Raw genomic sequence first — 19,048 nt, forward strand, 5'->3', positions numbered from 1 at the left:
GGCCGCCGTCTGCCGGCGGCCCTTCGGTTTTTCCTGAGTTTGGATCATGGGCGGGCGCCGGCGCGACAGCCGCGACGCTGCAAAAGGACGATAACGATGACTGAAATTCGCGTTCCGACGCTCGGTGAATCGGTGACCGAGGCGACCATCGGCCGCTGGTTCAAGAAGCCGGGCGAGGCGGTGGCCGTCGACGAGCCGCTCGTCGAGCTCGAGACCGACAAGGTGACGATCGAAGTGCCAGCTCCGTCGGCCGGCACGCTCGGCGAAATTGTCGCCAAGGATGGCGAGACCGTCGCGGTCGGCGCGCTGCTCGGCCAGATCACCGATGGCGCCGCCTCGGCCAAGCCGGCCGCCGCTGCTCCGGCCAAGCCAGCGGCACCTGCCGCAGCGCCCGCTCCGGCTGCGCCTGCTGCACCGGCCGCAGCTCCGGCCGCCAAGGCTCCGCCTTCCGACGCGCCGTTGGCGCCGTCGGTGCGCCGGCTGTCGGCCGAGAGCGGCGTCGACGCCTCGACCGTGCCGGGCTCCGGCAAGGACGGCCGTGTCACCAAGGGCGACATGCTGGCGGCGATCGAGAAGGCGGCGTCCGCCCCGACCCCGGTCAATCAGCCCGCTGCCGCGGTGCAGGTCCGCGCACCGTCGCCGGCCGACGACGCCGCGCGCGAAGAGCGGGTCAAGATGACCCGGCTGCGCCAGACCATCGCGCGCCGCTTGAAGGAAGTGCAGAACACCGCCGCGATGCTGACGACCTTCAACGAGGTCGACATGACCAACGTGATGGCGCTTCGCGCGCAGTACAAGGACGTGTTCGAGAAGAAGCATGGTGCCAAGCTCGGCTTCATGGGCTTCTTCACCAAGGCCTGTGTTCAGGCCCTGAAGGACATCCCGGCGGTGAACGCCGAGATCGACGGCACCGATCTGATCTACAAAAACTACTACCACGTCGGCGTCGCCGTCGGCACTGACAAGGGCTTGGTGGTGCCGGTGGTGCGTGACTGCGACGCGAAGTCGATCGCCGACATCGAGAAGAGCATCGTCGACTACGGCAAGCGCGCCCGCGACGGCCAGCTCAAGATTGAGGAGATGCAGGGCGGCACCTTCACGATCACCAACGGCGGCATCTACGGCTCGCTGATGTCGACCCCGATCCTGAACGCGCCGCAGTCGGGCATCCTCGGCATGCACAAGATCCAGGAACGGCCGGTGGTGGTCGGCGGCAAGATCGAAGTCCGCCCGATGATGTATCTGGCGCTGAGCTACGATCACCGCGTGATCGACGGCAAGGAAGCGGTGACTTTCCTGGTCCGCGTCAAGGAAAGCCTGGAAGATCCGGCCCGGCTGGTGCTGGATCTTTAACGCCCAAACAATCCCGGCGGCGCGGCACCGGCGCGCCGCCGCTTAGTTCAGGGGAGGCGATGCCGCGATGCCGGTCGAAATCACGGTGCTTGGCTGGGGTGTGGCGCTACTGATCGTGCAGATGCTGCTGGCATCGATCCCGACCACGATGGAGCTCGGCGGCGACTATCAGGCCGGCCCGCGCGACGAGCCGCGGACGCCGAAAGGCCACTTCGCCGGTCGCGCCGGCCGCGCGTACCGCAACCTGCTCGAGACCTTCCCGGCCTTCGTGGCGATCGCCCTAGCGCTCGCCGTCACCGGCAAGACCGGCGGATACGCCGCCACCGCTGCGATCGTCTGGCTGGCGGCGCGGGTGCTCTACGTACCGCTCTACATCGTCCACGTCCCGTTCGCCCGCAGCATCGCCTGGCTGGTCGCCCTGTTGGCGCTGGTCACGATGCTGGTCAGGCTGTTGAGCTGAGAGGCCCATGAACGATCGCGTCGTCATCATCACCGGCGGCAGTCGCGGCATCGGGCGCGCCACCGCGCTCGGCTGCGCGAGGCGCGGCTTCAATGTCGTGATCGGCTACGCCAGCAACGCCGCCGCGGCGAACGACGTGGTGGCGGAGATCGAAGCCAGCAACGGCAAGGCGATCGCGGTGAAATGCGACGTCGGCGATGAGGCCGACATCCTGGCGCTGTTCGCCGCGGCGGATCAGTTCGGCCCGCTCGGCGCGCTGGTCAACAATGCCGGCATCGTCGGCCCGACCGCCCGCGTCGACGAGATGTCGGCGGAGCGCATTCAGCGCATGATGGCGGTCAACGTCACCGGCAGCATGCTGTGCGCCCGCGAGGCGGTGAAGCGGATGTCGACCCGGCACGGCGGCCAGGGCGGCGTGATCGTCAATCTGTCGTCGGTCGCGGCCAAACTCGGCTCGCCCAACACCTATGTCGACTATGCCGCCTCCAAGGGCGCTGTCGATTCCTTCACGGTCGGGCTCGGCCACGAAGTCGCCGGCGAAGGTATTCGCGTCGCGGCGATCCGGCCGGGACTGATCGACACCGAGATCCACGCCTCCGGCGGCGATCCGGAACGCGCCCATCGGCTGAGCGTCAACGTGCCGATGAAGCGCGTCGGCCGCGCCGAAGAAATCGCCAACGCCGTCGTCTGGCTGCTGTCCGACGAGGCCTCCTATGTCACCAGCGCCATCCTCGACGTGTCGGGGGGACGGTAGAGCCCGGACCTTGATGGAGATGCCCGATGCCGGTGGTCGCGATGGTGGACGGCGTCAAGATCGAATTCTATCCCGACGAGCACCCACCGCCGCACTTTCACGCCCGTTATGCCGAATATGTCGCGCAGATCGAGATTCGAACGGCCAAGGTCTTGCGCGGCTCGCTACCGCCCGCAAAACTCAGGGTCGTTTTGGAATGGGCGGCCGGCCACTATATCGGCCTGATGAACGCCTGGACTGCGGTCGAGGAGCTACGCAAGCCGGAGAAGATCGATGACTGAGATCCTCGTGATGCGCCACGCCGAGCCGGTGATCTTCGGAGTGCTCAAGATCGTCTGGGCCGATGGTTTCGAAGGGATCGTCGATCTGCGCCCGCTGATCAACAAGGGGACGATGTTTGCATTTCTTCGTGCCTCCCCGCCCAGGTTCAACGACGTCGTGCTCGAAGCCCATGGACACAAGATCTTCTGGGTGGACGATGACGGCGACGAGATCGATTTCGGATCCGAAGCCCTCCGGCACCGCGCTGAACGTCAAGCCGGCCTCCTCCATCTCGCTAGCTGAATAGAAAGAACTCAATGACTTACGATCTCGTCGTCATCGGCACCGGCCCCGGCGGCTACGTCTGCGCGATCCGCGCGGCTCAGCTCGGACTCAAGGTCGCGGTGGTCGAGAAGAACGCCACGCTCGGCGGCACCTGCCTGAACGTCGGCTGCATGCCGTCGAAGGCGCTGCTGCACGCTTCCGAACTTTTCGAGGAGGCCGGGCATTCGTTCGCCAAGATGGGGATCGGCGTCCCCGCGCCGAAGCTCGATCTGCCGGCGATGATGAACTTCAAGCAGCAGGGTATCGACGGCAACGTCAAGGGCGTCGAATACCTGATGAAGAAGAACAAGATCGACGTGCTGGCCGGCAAGGGCAAGATCCTCGGCGCCGGCAAGGTCGAGGTCACCGGTGCCGACGGCAAGGCGCAAACCGTCGACACCAAGTCGATCGTGATCGCCTCCGGTTCGGCGGTGGCGCAGCTCAAGGGCATCGAGATCGACGAGAAGCGCGTGGTGTCGTCGACCGGAGCGCTGTCGCTCGACAAGGTCCCGGGCAAGCTGATCGTGGTCGGCGCCGGGGTGATCGGTCTCGAGCTCGGCTCGGTGTGGCGCCGTCTCGGCGCCGAGGTCACCGTGGTCGAATTCCTCGACCGCATCCTGCCGGGGATGGACGGCGAGGTGGTCAAGCAGTTCCAGCGCATCCTCGAAAAGCAGGGCTTCGCCTTCAAGCTCGGCGCCAAGGTCACCGGTGTCGACACCTCGGGCGCCAAGCTCGCCGTGAAGGTCGAGGCGGCGGCCGGCGGCAATCCGGAAACGCTGGAAGCCGACATCGTGCTGGTTGCGATCGGCCGCGCCCCCTACACCGAGGGTCTCGGGCTGAAGGAGGCCGGCGTGGCGCTCGACGAGCGCGGCCGGGTGGTGATCGACGATCATTTCGCCACCAGCCTCAAGGGCGTGTACGCGATCGGCGACGTGGTGCGCGGTCCGATGCTGGCGCACAAGGCCGAGGACGAAGGCGTCGCGGTCGCCGAGCTGATCGCCGGCAAGGCGGGCCACGTCAACTACGAGGTGATTCCAGGCGTGGTGTACACCACGCCGGAAGTGTCGAGCGTCGGCAAGACCGAAGAGGATCTCAAGCAGGCCGGCGTCGCTTACACGGTCGGCAAATTCCCATTCACCGCCAACGGCCGCTCCAAGGTCAACCAGACCACCGACGGCTTCGTGAAGATCCTGGCCGACGCCAAGACCGACCGCGTCCTCGGCGTTCACATCATCGGCCGCGAGGCCGGCGAGATGATCCATGAAGCAGCGGTGCTGATGGAGTTCGGCGGCTCGGCCGAAGATCTGGCCCGCACCTGCCACGCCCATCCCACCCGCTCCGAAGCCATCAAGGAAGCCGCCCTTTCGGTCGGCAAGCGCGCCATCCATATGTGACGGAGGGCCGGCGCGACGGATGGTGGTGTGATGAGGAGTCGGTTGTGGCAGCCCCTATGGGTGCTGCTGGCGGTTCTGTTCCTGATCGAGGCGTGGTTCTGGGATCACGTCGAGCCGCTGATCGCCCGCATTGTCGCGCTGATTCCGCTGCACGAACTCAAGGAGCGGCTGGCGGGCTGGGTCGACCATCTGTCGCCCGCGATGACGCTACCGGTGTTTCTGGTGCCGGTAGCGCCGCTGTATCCGCTGAAGCTGTTCGCGCTGGCACTGCTCGCTCAAGGCCATTGGATCGCAGGGCTCGGCATGTTTGCGGCCGCCCAGGTGTTCGGCCTCGGCGTCGCCGCCTTCATCTTCGATGTCACCAAGCCGAAGCTGCTGCAGCTTCGCTGGTTCGCCGCGACCTATCGCTGGGTGATCGCGCTGCGCGCCAAGGCCCATGCCATCGTGGCGCCGATCATGGCGCAGATCCGGGCCAAGCTCGCCGAGCTGCTGAAGGGTGACGGCGACGGCTGGGGAGCGAAGGTGCTGCGCCGCATCGGCGCGTTGCGCAGGCGCATCCGCACGGCGCGCTGATCCTACATCAGATGCACGGCGTGCGGCGCGAACAGGCCGATCGCGGTGAACACCAGTCCGCCGATTGCCAGCAGCCCGGAAATCCACGCCAGCACCATCATTCCGGTGATGATCGTCGCCGAGGCCAGCACGATGCCGATCTGGAAGGCGGCGGAAGCGACTTCGTAGTGATGGTAGCGCGCCATCGCCAAGTCGCGGTCGTGCTCGGCGTGCTTGGCGCGCGCGGCGAGCTGTTCGGAGCCCTCGCCGGTCTCCGGCTCGGAGCGATAGCGCGCCGCGGTTTTCTGCCAGTCTTCGATCTGTTTCTGCAGCGCCGCCTTGGTGGCCTCGTCGGGTACGGTGCCGAGGCTGAGCTTGGCGTGTTCGGACACCGCCTGCACGGTGGTACGACGGATGCTCTTGGCCTGGAAGAACGCCCAGAGATTGGAGGCTTCGACATTCTTGGCCAGCGCCTCGGTCTGGGCGCCCTTGCCGAGTGTTTCGGAGAACGCCAGGAACAGCGCGATCACCGAGATCAGCAGCGCGATGCCCTTGTTGGAGCCCGATGCATGCTCGGCATGCTCCGCGTGCTCCATGCTTTCGTGCGCCCCCATCGTCCGGAATCTCCTGTCACCGCAATCATCGCGCCTGCGTCGCGCAGGCCTTGTAGCACCGCGATCTTGTCAGTTGGATAAATGGCAGGGTCAAGGCCGCCGGCACCGGACTAACAGCTTAGCCGAGGCGCTTCCGTTGCTCAGGCCCGGGGATGGGCGCTGTTATAGACTTCGAGCAGCCGCTCGGTATCGATGCCGGTATAGACCTGCGTGGTCGACAGCGAGGCGTGACCGAGTAATTCCTGGATGGCGCGCAGGTCGCCGCCGCGACTCAGCAAATGCGTCGCAAACGAATGCCGCAGCGCGTGGGGCGTGGCGCTGTCGGGCAGCCCGAGGCCGCCGCGCAGCCGCTCCAGCGTGAGCTGAATGATTCGCGGGCTGAGCGGCCCGCCGCGGGCGCCGACGAACATCGGCCCATCGGGCGGCAGGTTGTAGGGGCAGGCTGCTGCATACTCGGCGATCTGCTCGAGCACGTTTTGCAGCACCGGCACCATCCGGGTCTTGTTGCCCTTGCCGTGCACGATCAGGGTGTCGCCCTTGCCCGGTGCCGGCACGTCGCGGCGTTTCAGGCCGAGCGCTTCGGAGATGCGCAAGCCCGAGCCATACAGCAGCGCCATCACGGCGGCGTCGCGAATCAGCACCCAGGTCTCGCGCTCCTCGCCGGCGCGCTCGTCGGCGTCGGCGAGCCGCTTGGCGGCCGCGATCGGCAGCGGCTTGGGCAGGCTCTTCTTGATCTTCGGCGCCCGCACCGAAGCCAGCGCACCGACCCGACCCTTGCCTTCGCGTTCGAGAAAACGGCCGAACGAACGGAGGCCCGCCAGCGCCCGCATCAGCGACCGTCCGGCGATGTCGTCTGCCCGGCGCGCCGCCATGAAGGCGCGGACGTCGGTCGCCTCCAGCCGCGCGAATCGGCCGAGCGTGACTTCGCCGCCCCAATGCCCCGCCAGGAATTGCAGAAACTGCCGGACGTCGCGCGCATAGGCTTCCAGCGTCTTGCCGGACAGCCGCCGCTCGGCCCGCAGATGCGACAGCCATTTAGTCATCTCGGCGGTGAGATCGGCGGCCGCACAGGAGAGTTCGAGAGGCGGAGGCGCGGGCTGGGTTTTGGGCATGTGTTTCTTGTGACTGATCGGACCGTCTCCGTCATTGCGAGCGAAGCGAAGCAATCCAGCTCAGTGCACGAGGCTGGATTGCTTCGTCGCTTCGCTCCTCGCAATGACGGTGAGCTCTGGTCGGAATCATAACCGATTTCCTTTCCCATTGATGAAACCGGGCTTTGGCGGCACACCGGGCCGATGGATGATTTGCCGACCAGCAGCCCGGCCTCCCACGCGCCCGCCAGCGTCGTCGACGTGCTGGTGCCGGTCGCGATCGACCAGTCCTACTCGTACCGGGTGCCGCGCGGCCTTTCGCTGAAGCCCGGCGATGTCGTGGCGGTGCCGCTGGGCGCCCGCGAAGTGCTCGGTGTGGTCTGGGCAGAGAATCCCAATCCCGACCCGCGGCTGCACAACCGGCTGAAGGACGTCGCCGAAAAGCTCGACCTGCCGCCGCTGCGCGACGAGCTGCGGCGGATGGTGGACTGGGTCGCGACCTACACGCTATCGGCGCGCGGCATGGTGCTGCGGATGTGCCTGAGGATGGGCGAGCATCTCGGCCCGGAGCGGCAGCGTATGGGGGTGCGGCTGGTCGGCCCGCCGCCGCAGCGGATGACGCCGGCGCGGCGGCGCCTGCTCGAGATGCTGTCGGATGGCCTGTTGCACGGCAAATCCGACGTCGCCAAGGAGGCCGGCGTTAGTCCCGGCGTGATCGATGGCCTGGTCGATGAGGGCACGCTGCAGGTCGAGCAGATGCCACGCGAGAACCCGGCACCGGAGCCTGACCCGGATTTCGCACCGACGGATTTCTCGCCGGAGCAGGCCCGCGCGGCCGAGACGATGCGCGGCCTCGTCGCGGCCGGCGGCTTTCAGGCGGCGCTGATCGACGGCGTCACCGGCTCCGGCAAGACCGAAGTGTATTTCGAGGCGGTCGCCGAGGTGATCCGGCAGCGCCGGCAGAGCCTGATCCTGATGCCGGAGATCGCGCTGACCGGGCAGTTTCTCGATCGCTTCGCCCAGCGATTCGGCGTGCGGCCGCTGGAATGGCACTCCGAACTGACCCCGCGCACCCGCGCCCGCAACTGGGCGGCGATCGCAGCCGGCGAGGCCCGCGTCGTGGTCGGCGCACGCTCGGCGCTGTTTCTGCCCTATGCGGATCTCGGGCTGATCATCGTCGATGAGGAGCACGATCAGGCCTACAAGCAGGAAGACGGCGCGCACTATCACGCCCGCGACATGGCGGTGGTACGGGCATCGATCGCGAAAATTCCGATCGTGCTGGCGTCGGCGACGCCGTCGGTCGAGACCGAGGTCAACGCCCGCAAGGGCCGTTACACGCGGATTCCGCTGCCGTCACGGTTCGGCGGTCAGCACATGCCTCAGATCGAGGCGATCGATCTGCGGCGCGAGCCGCCGATGCGCGGCCGCTTCATTTCGCCGCGGCTGGCCGAACAGATCGGCTTCGCGATCGAACGGCGCGAACAGGCGCTGCTGTTTCTCAACCGCCGCGGCTATGCACCGCTGACGCTGTGCCGCGCCTGCGGCCATCGCTTTGCCTGCACGATCTGCGATGCTTGGCTCGTCGATCACCGCTTCCGGCAGCGGCTGGTGTGTCACCATTGCGGGTTCTCGATGCCGCGGCCGCCGGCCTGCCCGCATTGCGGTGCCGAGGGCTCGCTGGTCGCAGTCGGACCCGGCGTCGAGCGGCTGCAGGAGGAGGCGGCGAGCCTGTTTCCGAACGCCCGCACCATGGTGCTGTCGAGCGATCTGATCACCTCGATCGAGACCATGCGCGCCGAGCTGAACGAGATCGCCGAGGGCCGGGTCGACATCATCATCGGCACCCAGCTCGTCGCCAAGGGCCACAACTTCCCGCGGCTCAATCTGGTCGGCGTGGTCGACGCCGATCTCGGCCTGTCCAACGGCGATCCGCGCGCCGCCGAGCGCACCTTCCAGCTGCTCAATCAGGTGATCGGCCGCGCCGGCCGCGATCAGGGCCGCGGCGTCGGCTTCCTGCAGACGCATCAGCCCGAACATCCGGTGATGAAAGCCCTGGTCGCCTGCGACCGTGAGGCGTTCTACGCCAGCGAGATCGAGATCCGCGAGCGCACGCTGTATCCGCCGTTCGGCCGGCTCGCGAGCCTGATCGTCTCGGCCGGCGATCGGCCGACCGCCGAAGGCTTCGGCCGCCAGCTCGCCGGCGCCGCGCCGTTCGACGAGCGGGTCCAGGTGCTGGGTCCGGCAGAAGCGCCGCTGGCGGTGATCAAAGGGCGCTACCGATTCAGGCTGCTGGTGAAGTCGGTACGCGGGTTCGATCTGTCGAATTACTTGCGCTCATGGCTCGCACGCGGCCCCAAGACTAAGGGTAATCTCAAGCTCGAAGTCGATGTCGATCCGCAGAGCTTTCTGTGATCTTGAAACCGGCCGGGACCAACAAAAAAAGGCCTGCCGTCGCGGTCGACGGCAGGCCTTTTACGTGACTGAGAGATGCGCGTTCTTCCCGAGCGAACCAAATCCGGCGTCAGGCGTTTTAAGCCACAGAGGGAAGACGGCCGCTATGCCGCGGTTACATCACCTCGGCGACGACCCGTCCGACGCCACGGCTGGTGAGGCCGATCGCCTGGGCGGCGCCGCGCGACAGGTCGAGCACGCGGCCGCGGATGAACGGGCCGCGATCGTTGATGGTGACGACGACACTGCGGCTGCCGTGGGTGACGCGGAGTTTGGTGCCGAACGGCAGCGAACGATGCGCCGCTGTCATCGCATGCTGGTTGAAGCGCTGGCCCGATGCGGTGCGGCTGCCGGACTCGTTGCCATAATAGGAGGCCATGCCGGAAAAACTGCGCCCGCTGCCGCCTCCCAGGGAGGCATTGGCCGAACGCCAGTCGCTTTGATGATGGCTATGGTGATGATGGTGGTGACGCTGCTGCCGGCTCTTCGCGGAGGCTTCGCCGACCGACCCGCCGAGGAAGACAGAGGCGACGATCATCGCCGCGGCCGTGGCCGGCCCGGTGGTGAGCAGCGCCGGTGTTTTCTTTCGAACCATATCCTATCCTTAAGTCGAGTATTGCCCTACATGTGGCAAGTGGAACCCCCGTCCCTATGTTCGCGGGCGAACGAGTGGCCTTGTAATGAGGCTTATTATTGGCGGTCAATCCGCCATATTTCATGCTGCAATATTTGTTGATCTTTCGCAGTACAGTGCGGTACTCTGATATTAACAGCTATTTTACTATCTAAATACTGCGCGTTTCTCAAGAATACTGAATTGCGAAGTTTTCATGAACGCCGACTGCGAATCGCACAAGTAATCGGCTGTTAAGCCTGCGTTTGGCGGCGCCGGCGCTTTTGCAACCGCAAATAGAGAAGCTGCGACCGTTAGGATTAGCTCCATGCGCCCGGCGAAGGGGCTGGCACGCTTCCTCGACGTCTCGCGGAGCGGCGTTCGAGGTGCCCTTGTGTGGCGGAGCGGAGGTCCGCTGTCCGATCGAAGCCTGTGCTCGGCGTTGCGCCGAAGCGCTCCGTTGGGCGCGTCGACAATTGACCTGCAACAAGGCGCCGCGGGCTCGTGCCATCGTGTTGCACCTGCCCGCGCGCTATGTTAGCAAAGCCGCGATTTTAAGGGCCGCCGGACCATCGTGCCGGTCAGAAATCGAAGTCCAGCTTGAATTCCAAGGGCTTAAATCGGGGGCGCCGCTTCGTGGCGACGGTTTTTTCCTTGGCCATTTGACAGCAAGAAGAGCGCGCTCGTGGCATCTGAAGATCCATCGGTTTCCGGAGTCTCCGGTCGTTACGCGACCGCTTTGTTTGAACTGGCCCGCGACGAGAAATCCATCGATGCGGTGACGGCCGATCTGGACAAGTTCAGCGCCATGCTGGCGGGCAGCCCCGATCTGGTCCGCCTGGTCCGTAGCCCGGTGTTCGCTTCCGAGGTGCAGGGCAAGGCGCTGGCCGCGGTGCTCGACAACGCGGGCATCACCGGCATCAGTGCCAATTTTCTGAAAGTGCTCGCTGCCAACCGCCGGCTGTTCGTGGTTGCCGATGTGATCCGCGCTTATCGAGCGCTGGTCGCCAGGTTCAAGGGCGAGGCGACCGCCGATGTGACCGTCGCGGAAAAGCTCAGCGACAAGAATCTCGAAGCGCTGAAGGCGGCGCTGAAGTCGGTCACCGGCAAGGATGTCGCCCTCAATATCAATGTCGATCCGGCGATCATCGGCGGGCTTGTCGTCAAGCTCGGTAGCCGCATGGTCGACAGTTCGCTCCGCACCAAACTCAATTCGATCAAGCACGCGATGAAAGAGGCAGGCTGATGGACATCCGCGCCGCGGAAATTTCCGCGATCCTCAAGGACCAGATCAAGAATTTCGGCCAGGAAGCCGAAGTCTCCGAGGTCGGACAGGTGTTGTCCGTCGGCGACGGTATCGCCCGCGTCTATGGCCTGGACAATGTGCTCGCCGGTGAAATGGTCGAGTTCGAGAACGGCACGCGCGGCATGGCGCTGAACCTCGAAACCGACAACGTCGGCGTCGTGATCTTCGGTGCCGACCGCGAGATCAAGGAAGGCCAGACCGTCAAGCGCACCCGTTCGATCGTGGACGCGCCGGTCGGCAAGGGCCTGCTCGGCCGCGTCGTCGACGCGCTGGGTAACCCGATCGACGGCAAGGGCCCGATCCAGGCGGTCGAGCGCAGGCGCGTCGACGTCAAGGCGCCCGGCATCATTCCGCGCAAGTCGGTGCACGAGCCGATGGCCACCGGCCTCAAGGCGATCGACGCCCTGATCCCGATCGGCCGCGGCCAGCGCGAGCTGATCATCGGCGACCGTCAGACCGGCAAGACCGCGATCGCGCTCGACACCATTCTCAACCAGAAGCCGCTGAACGTCGAAGGCGCGCCGGAGAGCCAGAAGCTGTACTGCGTCTACGTCGCGGTCGGTCAGAAGCGCTCTACCGTCGCCCAGTTCGTGAAGGTTCTGGAAGAGCAGGGCGCGCTGGAATATTCGGTCGTCGTCGCCGCCACCGCGTCGGATCCGGCTCCGATGCAGTACATCGCCCCGTTCACCGGCTGCACCATCGGCGAGTACTTCCGCGACAACGGCATGCACGCCGTGATCATCTACGACGACTTGTCCAAGCAGGCCGTCGCCTACCGTCAGATGTCGCTGCTGCTGCGTCGTCCGCCGGGTCGCGAAGCGTATCCGGGCGACGTGTTCTACCTGCACTCCCGCCTGCTCGAGCGCGCCGCCAAGCTCAATGACGAACAGGGTAACGGCTCGCTCACGGCTCTGCCGGTGATCGAAACCCAGGCCAACGACGTGTCGGCCTACATCCCGACCAACGTGATCTCGATCACCGACGGCCAGATCTTCCTGGAAACCGACCTGTTCTTCCAGGGCATCCGCCCGGCCGTGAACGTCGGTCTGTCGGTGTCGCGCGTCGGTTCGTCGGCGCAGACCAAGGCGATGAAGAAGGTCGCCGGCAAGATCAAGGGCGAGCTGGCGCAGTACCGCGAAATGGCGGCGTTCGCGCAGTTCGGCTCCGACCTCGACGCCGCGACCCAGCGCCTGCTGAACCGCGGTTCGCGTCTGACCGAGCTCCTGAAGCAGCCGCAGTTCTCGCCGCTGAAGATGGAAGAGCAGGTCTGCGTGATCTGGGCCGGCACCAACGGCTATCTGGACGCGCTGCCGCTCAACAAGGTGCGCCCGTTCGAAGACGGCCTGCTGGCGCTGCTGCGCGGCAAGGAGTCGGCCATCCTCGAGGCGATCCGCACCAGCCGCGATCTCTCCGACGACACCGCTGCGAAGCTCAAGGCGGTGGTCGAGAGCTACGCCAAGACGTTCGCTTGATGCTGTCATGGCCGGGGTCTCCCCGGCCATCCACGTCCTCGACGTGGCTATTCGACATCGTGAATGCCCGGGACGAGCCCGGGCATGACGAGTGTGAGGTTCGCGGTCGGATCACAGGTCAGATCGCCGGGGTGGACTGAGAATGGCTTCACTTAAAGACATGCGCGTCCGCATCGCCTCGACCAAGGCGACGCAGAAGATCACCAAGGCGATGCAGATGGTGGCCGCCTCGAAGCTGCGCCGCGCCCAGATGGCGGCGGAAGCAGCGCGGCCCTACGCCGAGAAGATGGAAGCGGTGATCTCGAATATCGCCGGCGCCGCGGCGGGCTCGCCCGGTGCACCGGTGCTGCTCGCCGGCAACGGCAAGGACCAGGTTCATCTGCTGCTGGTGTGCACCGGCGAGCGCGGCCTGTCCGGCGCCTTCAACTCGTCGATCGTCCGCCTCGCTCGCGAGCGGGCGTACGAGCTGATGGGGCAGGGCAAGACCGTCAAGTTCTTCTGCGTCGGCCGCAAGGGCTACGAGCAGCTCCGCCGCAATTTCGAGAAGCAGATCATCGCCAATGTCGAGCTGCGCTCGGTGCGTCAGATCGGCTTCGTCAACGCCGAGGACATCGCCCAGAAGGTGATCTCTCGCTTCAATGCCGGCGAGTTCGACGTCTGCACGCTGTTCTATTCGCGCTTCAAGTCGGTGATCTCGCAGATCCCGACCGCCCAGCAGCTGATCCCGCTGGAAGTGACGGCCCCGACTGCCGGCGCTTCGGCGACGTCCTACGAGTACGAGCCGGAAGAGGACGAGATCCTCTCGGGCCTGTTGCCACGCAACCTCGCGGTGCAGATCTTCCGCGCGCTGCTCGAGAACAACGCCTCGTTCTACGGCGCGCAGATGAGCGCGATGGACAACGCCACCCGCAACGCCGGTGAGATGATCCGCAAGCAGACGCTGGTCTACAACCGCACCCGGCAGGCGATGATCACCAAGGAACTGATCGAGATCATCTCGGGCGCCGAGGCGATCTGACGCGACTTCACAAGGTTTTACGTCCGGTCGATCGACCGTGGACGGGTTTTCGGACTTCAGGGAGACAGTTGAAATGGCTACACCCGCCAATCAGACCGGACGCATCACCCAGGTGATCGGCGCCGTCGTCGACGTTCAGTTCGAAGGGCACCTGCCGGCCATTCTGAACGCCATCGAAACCAAGAACGGCGACAACCGCCTGGTGCTCGAAGTTGCGCAGCATCTCGGTGAATCGACCGTCCGCACCATCGCGATGGACACCACCGAGGGTCTGGTGCGCGGCCAGGAAGTCACCGACACCGGCGCGCCGATCTCGGTGCCGGTCGGCGACGGCACGCTCGGCCGCATCATGAACGTGATCGGCGAGCCGGTCGACGAGCAGGGTCCGATCAAGTCCGACGGCAATCGCGCCATCCACCAGGAAGCCCCGGCCTACACCGACCAGTCGACCGAAGCCGAGATCCTCGTCACCGGCATCAAGGTCGTCGACCTGCTGGCGCCCTACGCCAAGGGCGGCAAGATCGGCCTGTTCGGCGGCGCCGGCGTCGGCAAGACCGTGCTGATCCAGGAACTGATCAACAACGTCGCCCGCGCCCATGGTGGTTACTCGGTGTTCGCCGGCGTCGGCGAGCGCACCCGCGAAGGCAACGACCTGTATCACGAGTTCATCGAATCCGGCGTCAACAAGAAGGGCGGCGGCGAAGGTTCGAAGTGCGCGCTGGTCTACGGCCAGATGAACGAACCGCCGGGCGCCCGCGCCCGCGTCGGCCTCACCGGTCTGACCGTCGCCGAGCACTTCCGCGACCAGGGCCAGGACGTGCTGTTCTTCGTCGACAACATCTTCCGCTTCACCCAGGCCGGCTCCGAAGTGTCGGCGCTGCTCGGCCGCATCCCGTCGGCGGTGGGTTATCAGCCGACGCTCGCGACCGACATGGGCGCGCTGCAGGAGCGCATCACCACCACCACCAAGGGTTCGATCACTTCGGTGCAGGCGATCTACGTGCCGGCCGACGACTTGACCGACCCGGCGCCGGCGACCTCGTTCGCGCACTTGGACGCGACCACCGTGCTCAACCGAGCGATCTCGGAAAAGGGCATCTACCCGGCGGTGGACCCGCTCGACTCGACCTCGCGCATGCTGTCGGCCTCGATCGTCGGCGAAGAGCACTACACCACCGCGCGCATGGTTCAGCAGATCCTGCAGAAGTACAAGTCGCTGCAGGACATCATCGCCATCCTGGGCATGGACGAACTGTCCGAAGAGGACAAGCTGACCGTGGCCCGCGCCCGTAAGATCGAGCGCTTCCTGTCGCAGCCGTTCTTCGTCGCCGAAGTGTTCACCGGCTCGCCGGGCAAGTTCGTCGACCTCGCCGACACCATCAAGGGCTTCCGCGGCCTGTGCGAAGGCAAGTACGACCACCTGCCGGAAGCGGCGTTCTACATGGTCGGCACCATCGAAGAGGCGGTCGAGAAGGGCAAGAAGCTCGCCGCCGAGGCGGCCTGAGCCGAGAGAACACGTCATGGCCGGGCTTGATCCGGCCATCCATCGCCTCAAATCGTTTCACTGATGGACCCGCGGGTCGAGCCCGCGGGTGACCGCAAAGAGAGCAGCGAGCATGTCCACCTTCCACTTCGATCTGGTTTCGCCCGAAATGGTCGCCTTCTCCGGCGAGGTCGATCAGGTCGACATCCCGGGCGCCGAGGGCGATTTCGGCGTGCTCGCTGGCCACGCGCCGGTGGTGGCGGTGATCCGTCCCGGTATCCTCACCGTGACGGCGGGCGCCAACAAGCAGAAGATCGTGGTGCTCGGCGGCATCGCCGAAGTGTCCGAGAAGGGTCTCACCGTGCTGGCCGACGTCGCCACGCCGGCGCGGGACATGGACCTGCAGGATTTTGCCGCCACCATCCAGACCATGGAGCAGCAGCTCCCCGGTAAGGTCGGCGACGAACTCGACAGCGCCATCGAGCGCCTGGATCACTTCAAGAGCATCCAGCACGAGCTCAACACCACGGCGATGCACTGACGTCGCGACCGAGTGTTCTGAAGTTTCGAATGGCCGAGCATCGTCCCGGCCATTTGCTTTTGAGGCGGCGCTCTACACAGTGGTCATTGCCGGGCTTGACCCGGCAATCCATCTGTTTTCCCAAGAATGATGGATGCGCGGGTCAAGCCCGCGCATGACGTACGGTAGTGAAGAAGGCGCCGCAGCTAAGCTTGAGCGGCGGCAAACCGCGAAAAACTCCGCGCAACTTCCCGATAGACTTCGCGGCGGAAGGGCACGACGAGGTCGGCGACGCGGTCGAGGCGCTCCCAGCGCCAGGCGTCGAATTCCGGCGGCATGCCGTTGCGGACGGCGAGCGGGTCGATCTCGGCGTCGCTGCCGGTGAAGCGCAGCGCAAACCACTTCTGACGCTGGCCGCGAAACACCGCGAGGCGATGGGCAGGGCCGTCGTATGGCGGGAAGTCGTAGCTGACCCAGTCGGTCTCACCGAGGATCTCGGCACTGGTGACGCCGGTCTCCTCCCAGAGTTCGCGCATCACCGCGATCCGCGGCTCCTCGCCCTCGTCGATACCGCCCTGCGGCATCTGCCACTCCAGGCCAGGCAGGATGATCTCGGGGCCATCGTCGCGAAACCGCCGCCCGATCAGGACGCGGCCATCGACGCCAAACAACGCGATGCCGACGTTGCGGCGATAGGGCAGGGAGTCGACGGGCGGGCGCGCAGTCACGACGCCATCAGGGTGCGGAAGTAGCCGATTGTCTCTTTAAGGCCGTCTGCGAGAGGCACCTTCGGCTCCCAGCCGAGCTCACGGCGGGCCAGCGAGATGTCGGGCTGCCGCTGCCGCGGATCGTCCGACGGCAGCGGCATCATCACCAGCTTCGACTTCGAATCGGTCATTTCGATCACCATCTCGGCGAGCTGCCGAATGGTGAACTCGACCGGATTGCCGAGATTGACCGGGCCGATGAACTCGTCACCGCTTGCCATCAGCTTGGCGAATCCGTCGAGCAGGTCGGTGACGTAGCAGAACGACCGCGTCTGGCTGCCGTCGCCGTAGATGGTGATGTCGTTGCCGGACAGCGCCTGGACGATGAAGTTCGACACCACCCGGCCGTCGTTCGGGTGCATCCGGGGCCCGTAGGTGTTGAAGATCCGCGCCACCTTGATCTTCACCTTGTGCTGGCGGTGATAGTCGAAGAACAGCGTCTCGGCGGCGCGCTTGCCCTCGTCGTAGCAGGCGCGAATCCCGAGCGGATTGACGTGGCCCCAATAGCTCTCCGGCTGCGGGTGGACGTTCGGATCGCCGTAGACCTCGCTGGTCGAGGCCTGGAAGATCTTGGCGCGGGTGCGCTTGGCGAGGCCGAGCATGTTGATCGCGCCGTGCACGCTGGTCTTCAGCGTCTGCACCGGATCGTGCTGATAGTGGATCGGCGAGGCCGGGCAGGCCAGATTGTAGATGTCGTCGACTTCGACATAGAGCGGGAAGGTGACGTCGTGGCGCATCATTTCGAACCGCGGGGTGCCGACCAGATGCTCGATGTTGCGCCGCCAGCCGGTGAAATAATTGTCGACGCACAGCACCTCGTGGCCTTCGGCCAGCAGCTTGTCGCACAGATGCGAGCCGATAAAGCCGGCGCCGCCGCTCACGAGAATTCGTCGGGACAATCGCATCGCTGGGTCCTGGACAGGGGCGGGTTCGGACGCGCCTCAGTCGCGGGAACGGGTGCCCATTTGGGTCGAACAGACGGCCGCGCGCCGTCGCGGCGACCGCTCTCGGTCGCATTGAATGGCAAGAAACCCCATGCTAGGCAAGCGCCGAAACCGGCCCTGCGCCGACATCCGGGGCGCCTCGCGCCTGCCCGCGATCCCACGCCAGGCGATTTCGCCCCATGACCGCGCCCGTCGATACCTCCAAGCTTCGCATCCTCGAAATCGGCGGCGGCTATTTCAAACTGCAATATCCCGAGCGCACCACCTGCTTGTGGACCTGGACCAAGCTGACCGACGATTTCGGCAAGCTCGACGGGTTCTCGACGCCGGACCGCGTGCTGCGCGAACTGCGCGCTGCCGGCCGCGGCGAATACGACGTCGTGGTGGTCAACAGCCTGCGCTATTCGCCCTGGCATCCGCGCTATTGGGCGCGCGGCATCTTCTACACCCCGGCCAATCCCTGGGCGGCTCTGACGCGGCAGTTCGGTCCCAGCGTGTTCCGCTGGGTAAGGTCGCCCGTGCCGCTGGTCGCCGTCGAGATGGACGATCACTTCGCGATCTCGAAGAGCAGTGTGTTCCTGCTCGACAAGGCCAAGGCGTATTTCAAGCGCGAGCTGCCGTGCGACAAATGGCAGGCGCTGGCCGGCACGGTGCATCCGCATCTACCGACGCTGCGCTATCGCCGCAACGAGAAATGGCAGCGCCGGATCGACAAGCTGCAGCCGATTTCACTGCCGCAATTCCGGTTCGACGCGCGCTGGCGTGACGCGCCGTTTCCCGAGAAGACTCACGATATCTTCTTCATCGGTTCGGTGGACGGCAACTCCACGGTGCGGCGCGCCGGCCTGCCGGAGCTGGAGCGGCTGCGGGCGATGGGCGTGAGGATCGATCAGCCGACCGAGCGGCTGCCCTACGATGCCTTCATGGAGCGGATGTCGCATTCCTGGCTGGCGTGGTCGCCGGAGGGCATGGGGTGGGACTGCTACCGGCACTACGAGGCGCCGATCGTGCAGTCGGTGCCGCTGATGAACAATCCGACCATCCTGCGCTACGCGCCGCTGCTGTCCGGGCAGCACGGCGTGTACTACGACATCGAACCGGGCGGACTGGAGCGCGCCGTCACGTCAGCACTGGCAGACAAAGACAACCTGCGCCGCATGGCGCTGGCCGCGCGCGACCACGTCTTCGCCCACCACACCGTGAAGGCGCACTGCGATCACATCCTTCAGGCCGCGGTCGCGGCGAGGTGATGGCCCCGCAGCTTCCGCGGCCGCCGCGCGACGAGGCGGGAAGATCGCTCACGGAATTCCCGCGTAATTGCGAGGAGTGAACGACGAAGCAATCCAAGGGCTCAGTGCACCGAGCACCTGGATTGCTTCGCCTTCGGCTCGCAATTGTGCGAGTTCACTAATTCGGTGATCGGATTTTTTTGTCGGCGGCGAAGTCCTTCGGGGTTTTGCCGCCGAGGGCCTGGTGGGGCCTGAAGTTGTTGTAATAGACCATGTATTCGAACAACTCGTTGGCGAAGTGGTCGAGGTTGTCGAAGGTGGCTCCGTCGATCACGTCGTCGTCCAGGGTCCGCCAGAAGCGCTCGATCTTGCCGTTGGTCTGGGGGCGGTAAGGCCGAGTGTAACGGTGCACGATGCCGAGCTCGCGCAGCATTGCCTC

19 protein-coding genes and 2 pseudogenes are annotated in these 19,048 nt (G+C 65.6%); 14 read left to right on the forward strand and 7 right to left on the reverse strand.

The window, feature by feature from the left end:
* Nucleotides 1-96: 96 nt before the first annotated feature.
* The 7 genes from odhB (at nt 97) to DWA33_RS18540 (ending at nt 5,119) form a co-directional block, all read left to right on the forward strand.
* Entirely contained in the window at nt 97-1,353 is a 1,257-nt protein-coding gene (gene odhB, locus DWA33_RS18510) for a 2-oxoglutarate dehydrogenase complex dihydrolipoyllysine-residue succinyltransferase (protein WP_114359994.1), read from the forward strand.
* A gap of 67 nt (nt 1,354-1,420) precedes the next feature.
* Nucleotides 1,421-1,813: an MAPEG family protein gene (locus tag DWA33_RS18515; protein WP_114359995.1), complete on the forward strand. Its 393-nt coding sequence runs from the start codon at nt 1,421-1,423 to the stop codon at nt 1,811-1,813.
* 7 nt (nt 1,814-1,820) lie between these two features.
* Nucleotides 1,821-2,567, forward strand: coding sequence for an SDR family oxidoreductase (locus DWA33_RS18520; protein ID WP_114359996.1), 747 nt, complete (start codon nt 1,821-1,823; stop codon nt 2,565-2,567).
* A gap of 26 nt (nt 2,568-2,593) precedes the next feature.
* Complete coding sequence (locus DWA33_RS18525; RefSeq protein ID WP_114359997.1) at nt 2,594-2,848, forward strand: DUF4160 domain-containing protein; 255 nt, start codon at nt 2,594-2,596, stop codon at nt 2,846-2,848.
* Entirely contained in the window at nt 2,841-3,131 is a 291-nt protein-coding gene (locus DWA33_RS18530; RefSeq protein WP_114359998.1) for a DUF2442 domain-containing protein, read from the forward strand. The genes DWA33_RS18525 and DWA33_RS18530 overlap by 8 nt, the downstream gene beginning before the upstream one ends.
* Before the next feature lie 14 nt (nt 3,132-3,145).
* A complete protein-coding gene (gene lpdA / locus DWA33_RS18535; RefSeq protein WP_114359999.1) occupies nt 3,146-4,546 on the forward strand; it encodes a dihydrolipoyl dehydrogenase in 1,401 nt (466 codons plus the stop codon).
* A 30-nt stretch (nt 4,547-4,576) separates the two neighbouring features.
* The gene (locus tag DWA33_RS18540; protein ID WP_114360000.1) at nt 4,577-5,119 is read left to right on the forward strand and encodes a hypothetical protein; all 543 of its coding nucleotides are present in this window, start codon (nt 4,577-4,579) and stop codon (nt 5,117-5,119) included.
* A gap of 2 nt (nt 5,120-5,121) precedes the next feature.
* Here the strand turns inward: DWA33_RS18540 and DWA33_RS18545 are convergent, their stop codons facing one another.
* A complete protein-coding gene (locus DWA33_RS18545; protein ID WP_114360001.1) occupies nt 5,122-5,712 on the reverse strand; it encodes a DUF4337 domain-containing protein in 591 nt (196 codons plus the stop codon).
* 140 nt (nt 5,713-5,852) lie between these two features.
* Nucleotides 5,853-6,824, reverse strand: a complete 972-nt coding sequence (locus DWA33_RS18550; RefSeq protein WP_114360002.1) for a tyrosine recombinase XerC — start codon at nt 6,822-6,824, stop codon at nt 5,853-5,855.
* Between the two features lie 183 nt (nt 6,825-7,007).
* Here DWA33_RS18550 and DWA33_RS18555 point away from each other — a divergent pair, with 183 nt between their 5' ends.
* The gene (locus DWA33_RS18555) at nt 7,008-9,218 is read left to right on the forward strand and encodes a primosomal protein N' (protein ID WP_114360003.1); all 2,211 of its coding nucleotides are present in this window, start codon (nt 7,008-7,010) and stop codon (nt 9,216-9,218) included.
* Between the two features lie 154 nt (nt 9,219-9,372).
* On the opposite strand, the gene DWA33_RS18560 is transcribed toward DWA33_RS18555, so the two are convergent.
* Nucleotides 9,373-9,852: a septal ring lytic transglycosylase RlpA family protein gene (locus DWA33_RS18560; protein ID WP_114360004.1), complete on the reverse strand. Its 480-nt coding sequence runs from the start codon at nt 9,850-9,852 to the stop codon at nt 9,373-9,375.
* Between the two features lie 703 nt (nt 9,853-10,555).
* Between DWA33_RS18560 and DWA33_RS18565 the strand changes: the two genes are divergently transcribed.
* From DWA33_RS18565 to DWA33_RS18585, 5 genes are all read left to right on the forward strand, one after another.
* Nucleotides 10,556-11,116 carry a F0F1 ATP synthase subunit delta gene (locus tag DWA33_RS18565; RefSeq protein WP_114360005.1) on the forward strand — a complete coding sequence of 187 codons (561 nt, stop codon included), beginning with the start codon at nt 10,556-10,558 and terminating at the stop codon, nt 11,114-11,116.
* Nucleotides 11,116-12,648, forward strand: a complete 1,533-nt coding sequence (gene atpA / locus DWA33_RS18570; protein ID WP_114360006.1) for a F0F1 ATP synthase subunit alpha — start codon at nt 11,116-11,118, stop codon at nt 12,646-12,648. Before DWA33_RS18565 ends, atpA begins: the two co-directional genes overlap by 1 nt.
* A gap of 142 nt (nt 12,649-12,790) precedes the next feature.
* Nucleotides 12,791-13,666, forward strand: a complete 876-nt coding sequence (locus tag DWA33_RS18575) for a F0F1 ATP synthase subunit gamma (protein ID WP_114360007.1) — start codon at nt 12,791-12,793, stop codon at nt 13,664-13,666.
* 73 nt (nt 13,667-13,739) lie between these two features.
* Nucleotides 13,740-15,170 carry a F0F1 ATP synthase subunit beta gene (atpD, locus tag DWA33_RS18580; RefSeq protein ID WP_114360008.1) on the forward strand — a complete coding sequence of 477 codons (1,431 nt, stop codon included), beginning with the start codon at nt 13,740-13,742 and terminating at the stop codon, nt 15,168-15,170.
* A gap of 112 nt (nt 15,171-15,282) precedes the next feature.
* Complete coding sequence (locus DWA33_RS18585; RefSeq protein ID WP_114360009.1) at nt 15,283-15,690, forward strand: F0F1 ATP synthase subunit epsilon; 408 nt, start codon at nt 15,283-15,285, stop codon at nt 15,688-15,690.
* 185 nt (nt 15,691-15,875) lie between these two features.
* On the opposite strand, the gene DWA33_RS18590 is transcribed toward DWA33_RS18585, so the two are convergent.
* Both DWA33_RS18590 and DWA33_RS18595 read right to left on the reverse strand, forming a co-directional pair.
* On the reverse strand, nt 15,876-16,397 hold the full coding sequence (locus DWA33_RS18590) for an RNA pyrophosphohydrolase (protein ID WP_114360010.1): 522 nt from the start codon (nt 16,395-16,397) through the stop codon (nt 15,876-15,878).
* Nucleotides 16,394-17,341: a UDP-glucuronic acid decarboxylase family protein gene (locus tag DWA33_RS18595; RefSeq protein WP_114360011.1), complete on the reverse strand. Its 948-nt coding sequence runs from the start codon at nt 17,339-17,341 to the stop codon at nt 16,394-16,396. Before DWA33_RS18595 ends, DWA33_RS18590 begins: the two co-directional genes overlap by 4 nt.
* Before the next feature lie 218 nt (nt 17,342-17,559).
* Between DWA33_RS18595 and DWA33_RS18600 the strand changes: the two genes are divergently transcribed.
* Nucleotides 17,560-18,630: a glycosyltransferase gene (locus tag DWA33_RS18600; protein WP_114360012.1), complete on the forward strand. Its 1,071-nt coding sequence runs from the start codon at nt 17,560-17,562 to the stop codon at nt 18,628-18,630.
* Between the two features lie 157 nt (nt 18,631-18,787).
* Here DWA33_RS18600 and DWA33_RS18605 read toward each other — a convergent pair.
* Both DWA33_RS18605 and DWA33_RS25760 read right to left on the reverse strand, forming a co-directional pair.
* Nucleotides 18,788-18,967, reverse strand: a pseudogene (locus tag DWA33_RS18605) (integrase core domain-containing protein); the annotation flags it as partial.
* Nucleotides 18,946-19,048: pseudogene (locus tag DWA33_RS25760) on the reverse strand (integrase core domain-containing protein); the annotation flags it as partial. The pseudogenes DWA33_RS25760 and DWA33_RS18605, both read right to left, overlap by 22 nt.

The organism is Rhodopseudomonas pentothenatexigens (genome assembly GCF_900218015.1).
GTDB classification, from domain to species: Bacteria; Pseudomonadota; Alphaproteobacteria; order Rhizobiales; family Xanthobacteraceae; genus Rhodopseudomonas; species Rhodopseudomonas pentothenatexigens.

Coding starts and splice junctions, on each gene's coding strand:
- DWA33_RS18575 (WP_114360007.1), top strand. CDS start 12,791: ATGGCTTCACTTAAAGACATGCGCGTCCGCATCGCCTCGACCAAGGCG.
- atpD (WP_114360008.1), top strand. CDS start 13,740: ATGGCTACACCCGCCAATCAGACCGGACGCATCACCCAGGTGATCGGC.
- DWA33_RS18515 (WP_114359995.1), top strand. CDS start 1,421: ATGCCGGTCGAAATCACGGTGCTTGGCTGGGGTGTGGCGCTACTGATC.
- lpdA (WP_114359999.1), top strand. CDS start 3,146: ATGACTTACGATCTCGTCGTCATCGGCACCGGCCCCGGCGGCTACGTC.
- DWA33_RS18550 (WP_114360002.1), bottom strand. CDS start 6,824: ATGCCCAAAACCCAGCCCGCGCCTCCGCCTCTCGAACTCTCCTGTGCG.
- DWA33_RS18520 (WP_114359996.1), top strand. CDS start 1,821: ATGAACGATCGCGTCGTCATCATCACCGGCGGCAGTCGCGGCATCGGG.
- DWA33_RS18530 (WP_114359998.1), top strand. CDS start 2,841: ATGACTGAGATCCTCGTGATGCGCCACGCCGAGCCGGTGATCTTCGGA.
- DWA33_RS18545 (WP_114360001.1), bottom strand. CDS start 5,712: ATGGGGGCGCACGAAAGCATGGAGCACGCGGAGCATGCCGAGCATGCA.
- DWA33_RS18560 (WP_114360004.1), bottom strand. CDS start 9,852: ATGGTTCGAAAGAAAACACCGGCGCTGCTCACCACCGGGCCGGCCACG.
- atpA (WP_114360006.1), top strand. CDS start 11,116: ATGGACATCCGCGCCGCGGAAATTTCCGCGATCCTCAAGGACCAGATC.
- DWA33_RS18525 (WP_114359997.1), top strand. CDS start 2,594: ATGCCGGTGGTCGCGATGGTGGACGGCGTCAAGATCGAATTCTATCCC.
- DWA33_RS18595 (WP_114360011.1), bottom strand. CDS start 17,341: ATGCGATTGTCCCGACGAATTCTCGTGAGCGGCGGCGCCGGCTTTATC.
- DWA33_RS18540 (WP_114360000.1), top strand. CDS start 4,577: ATGAGGAGTCGGTTGTGGCAGCCCCTATGGGTGCTGCTGGCGGTTCTG.
- DWA33_RS18600 (WP_114360012.1), top strand. CDS start 17,560: ATGACCGCGCCCGTCGATACCTCCAAGCTTCGCATCCTCGAAATCGGC.
- DWA33_RS18585 (WP_114360009.1), top strand. CDS start 15,283: ATGTCCACCTTCCACTTCGATCTGGTTTCGCCCGAAATGGTCGCCTTC.
- odhB (WP_114359994.1), top strand. CDS start 97: ATGACTGAAATTCGCGTTCCGACGCTCGGTGAATCGGTGACCGAGGCG.
- DWA33_RS18555 (WP_114360003.1), top strand. CDS start 7,008: ATGGATGATTTGCCGACCAGCAGCCCGGCCTCCCACGCGCCCGCCAGC.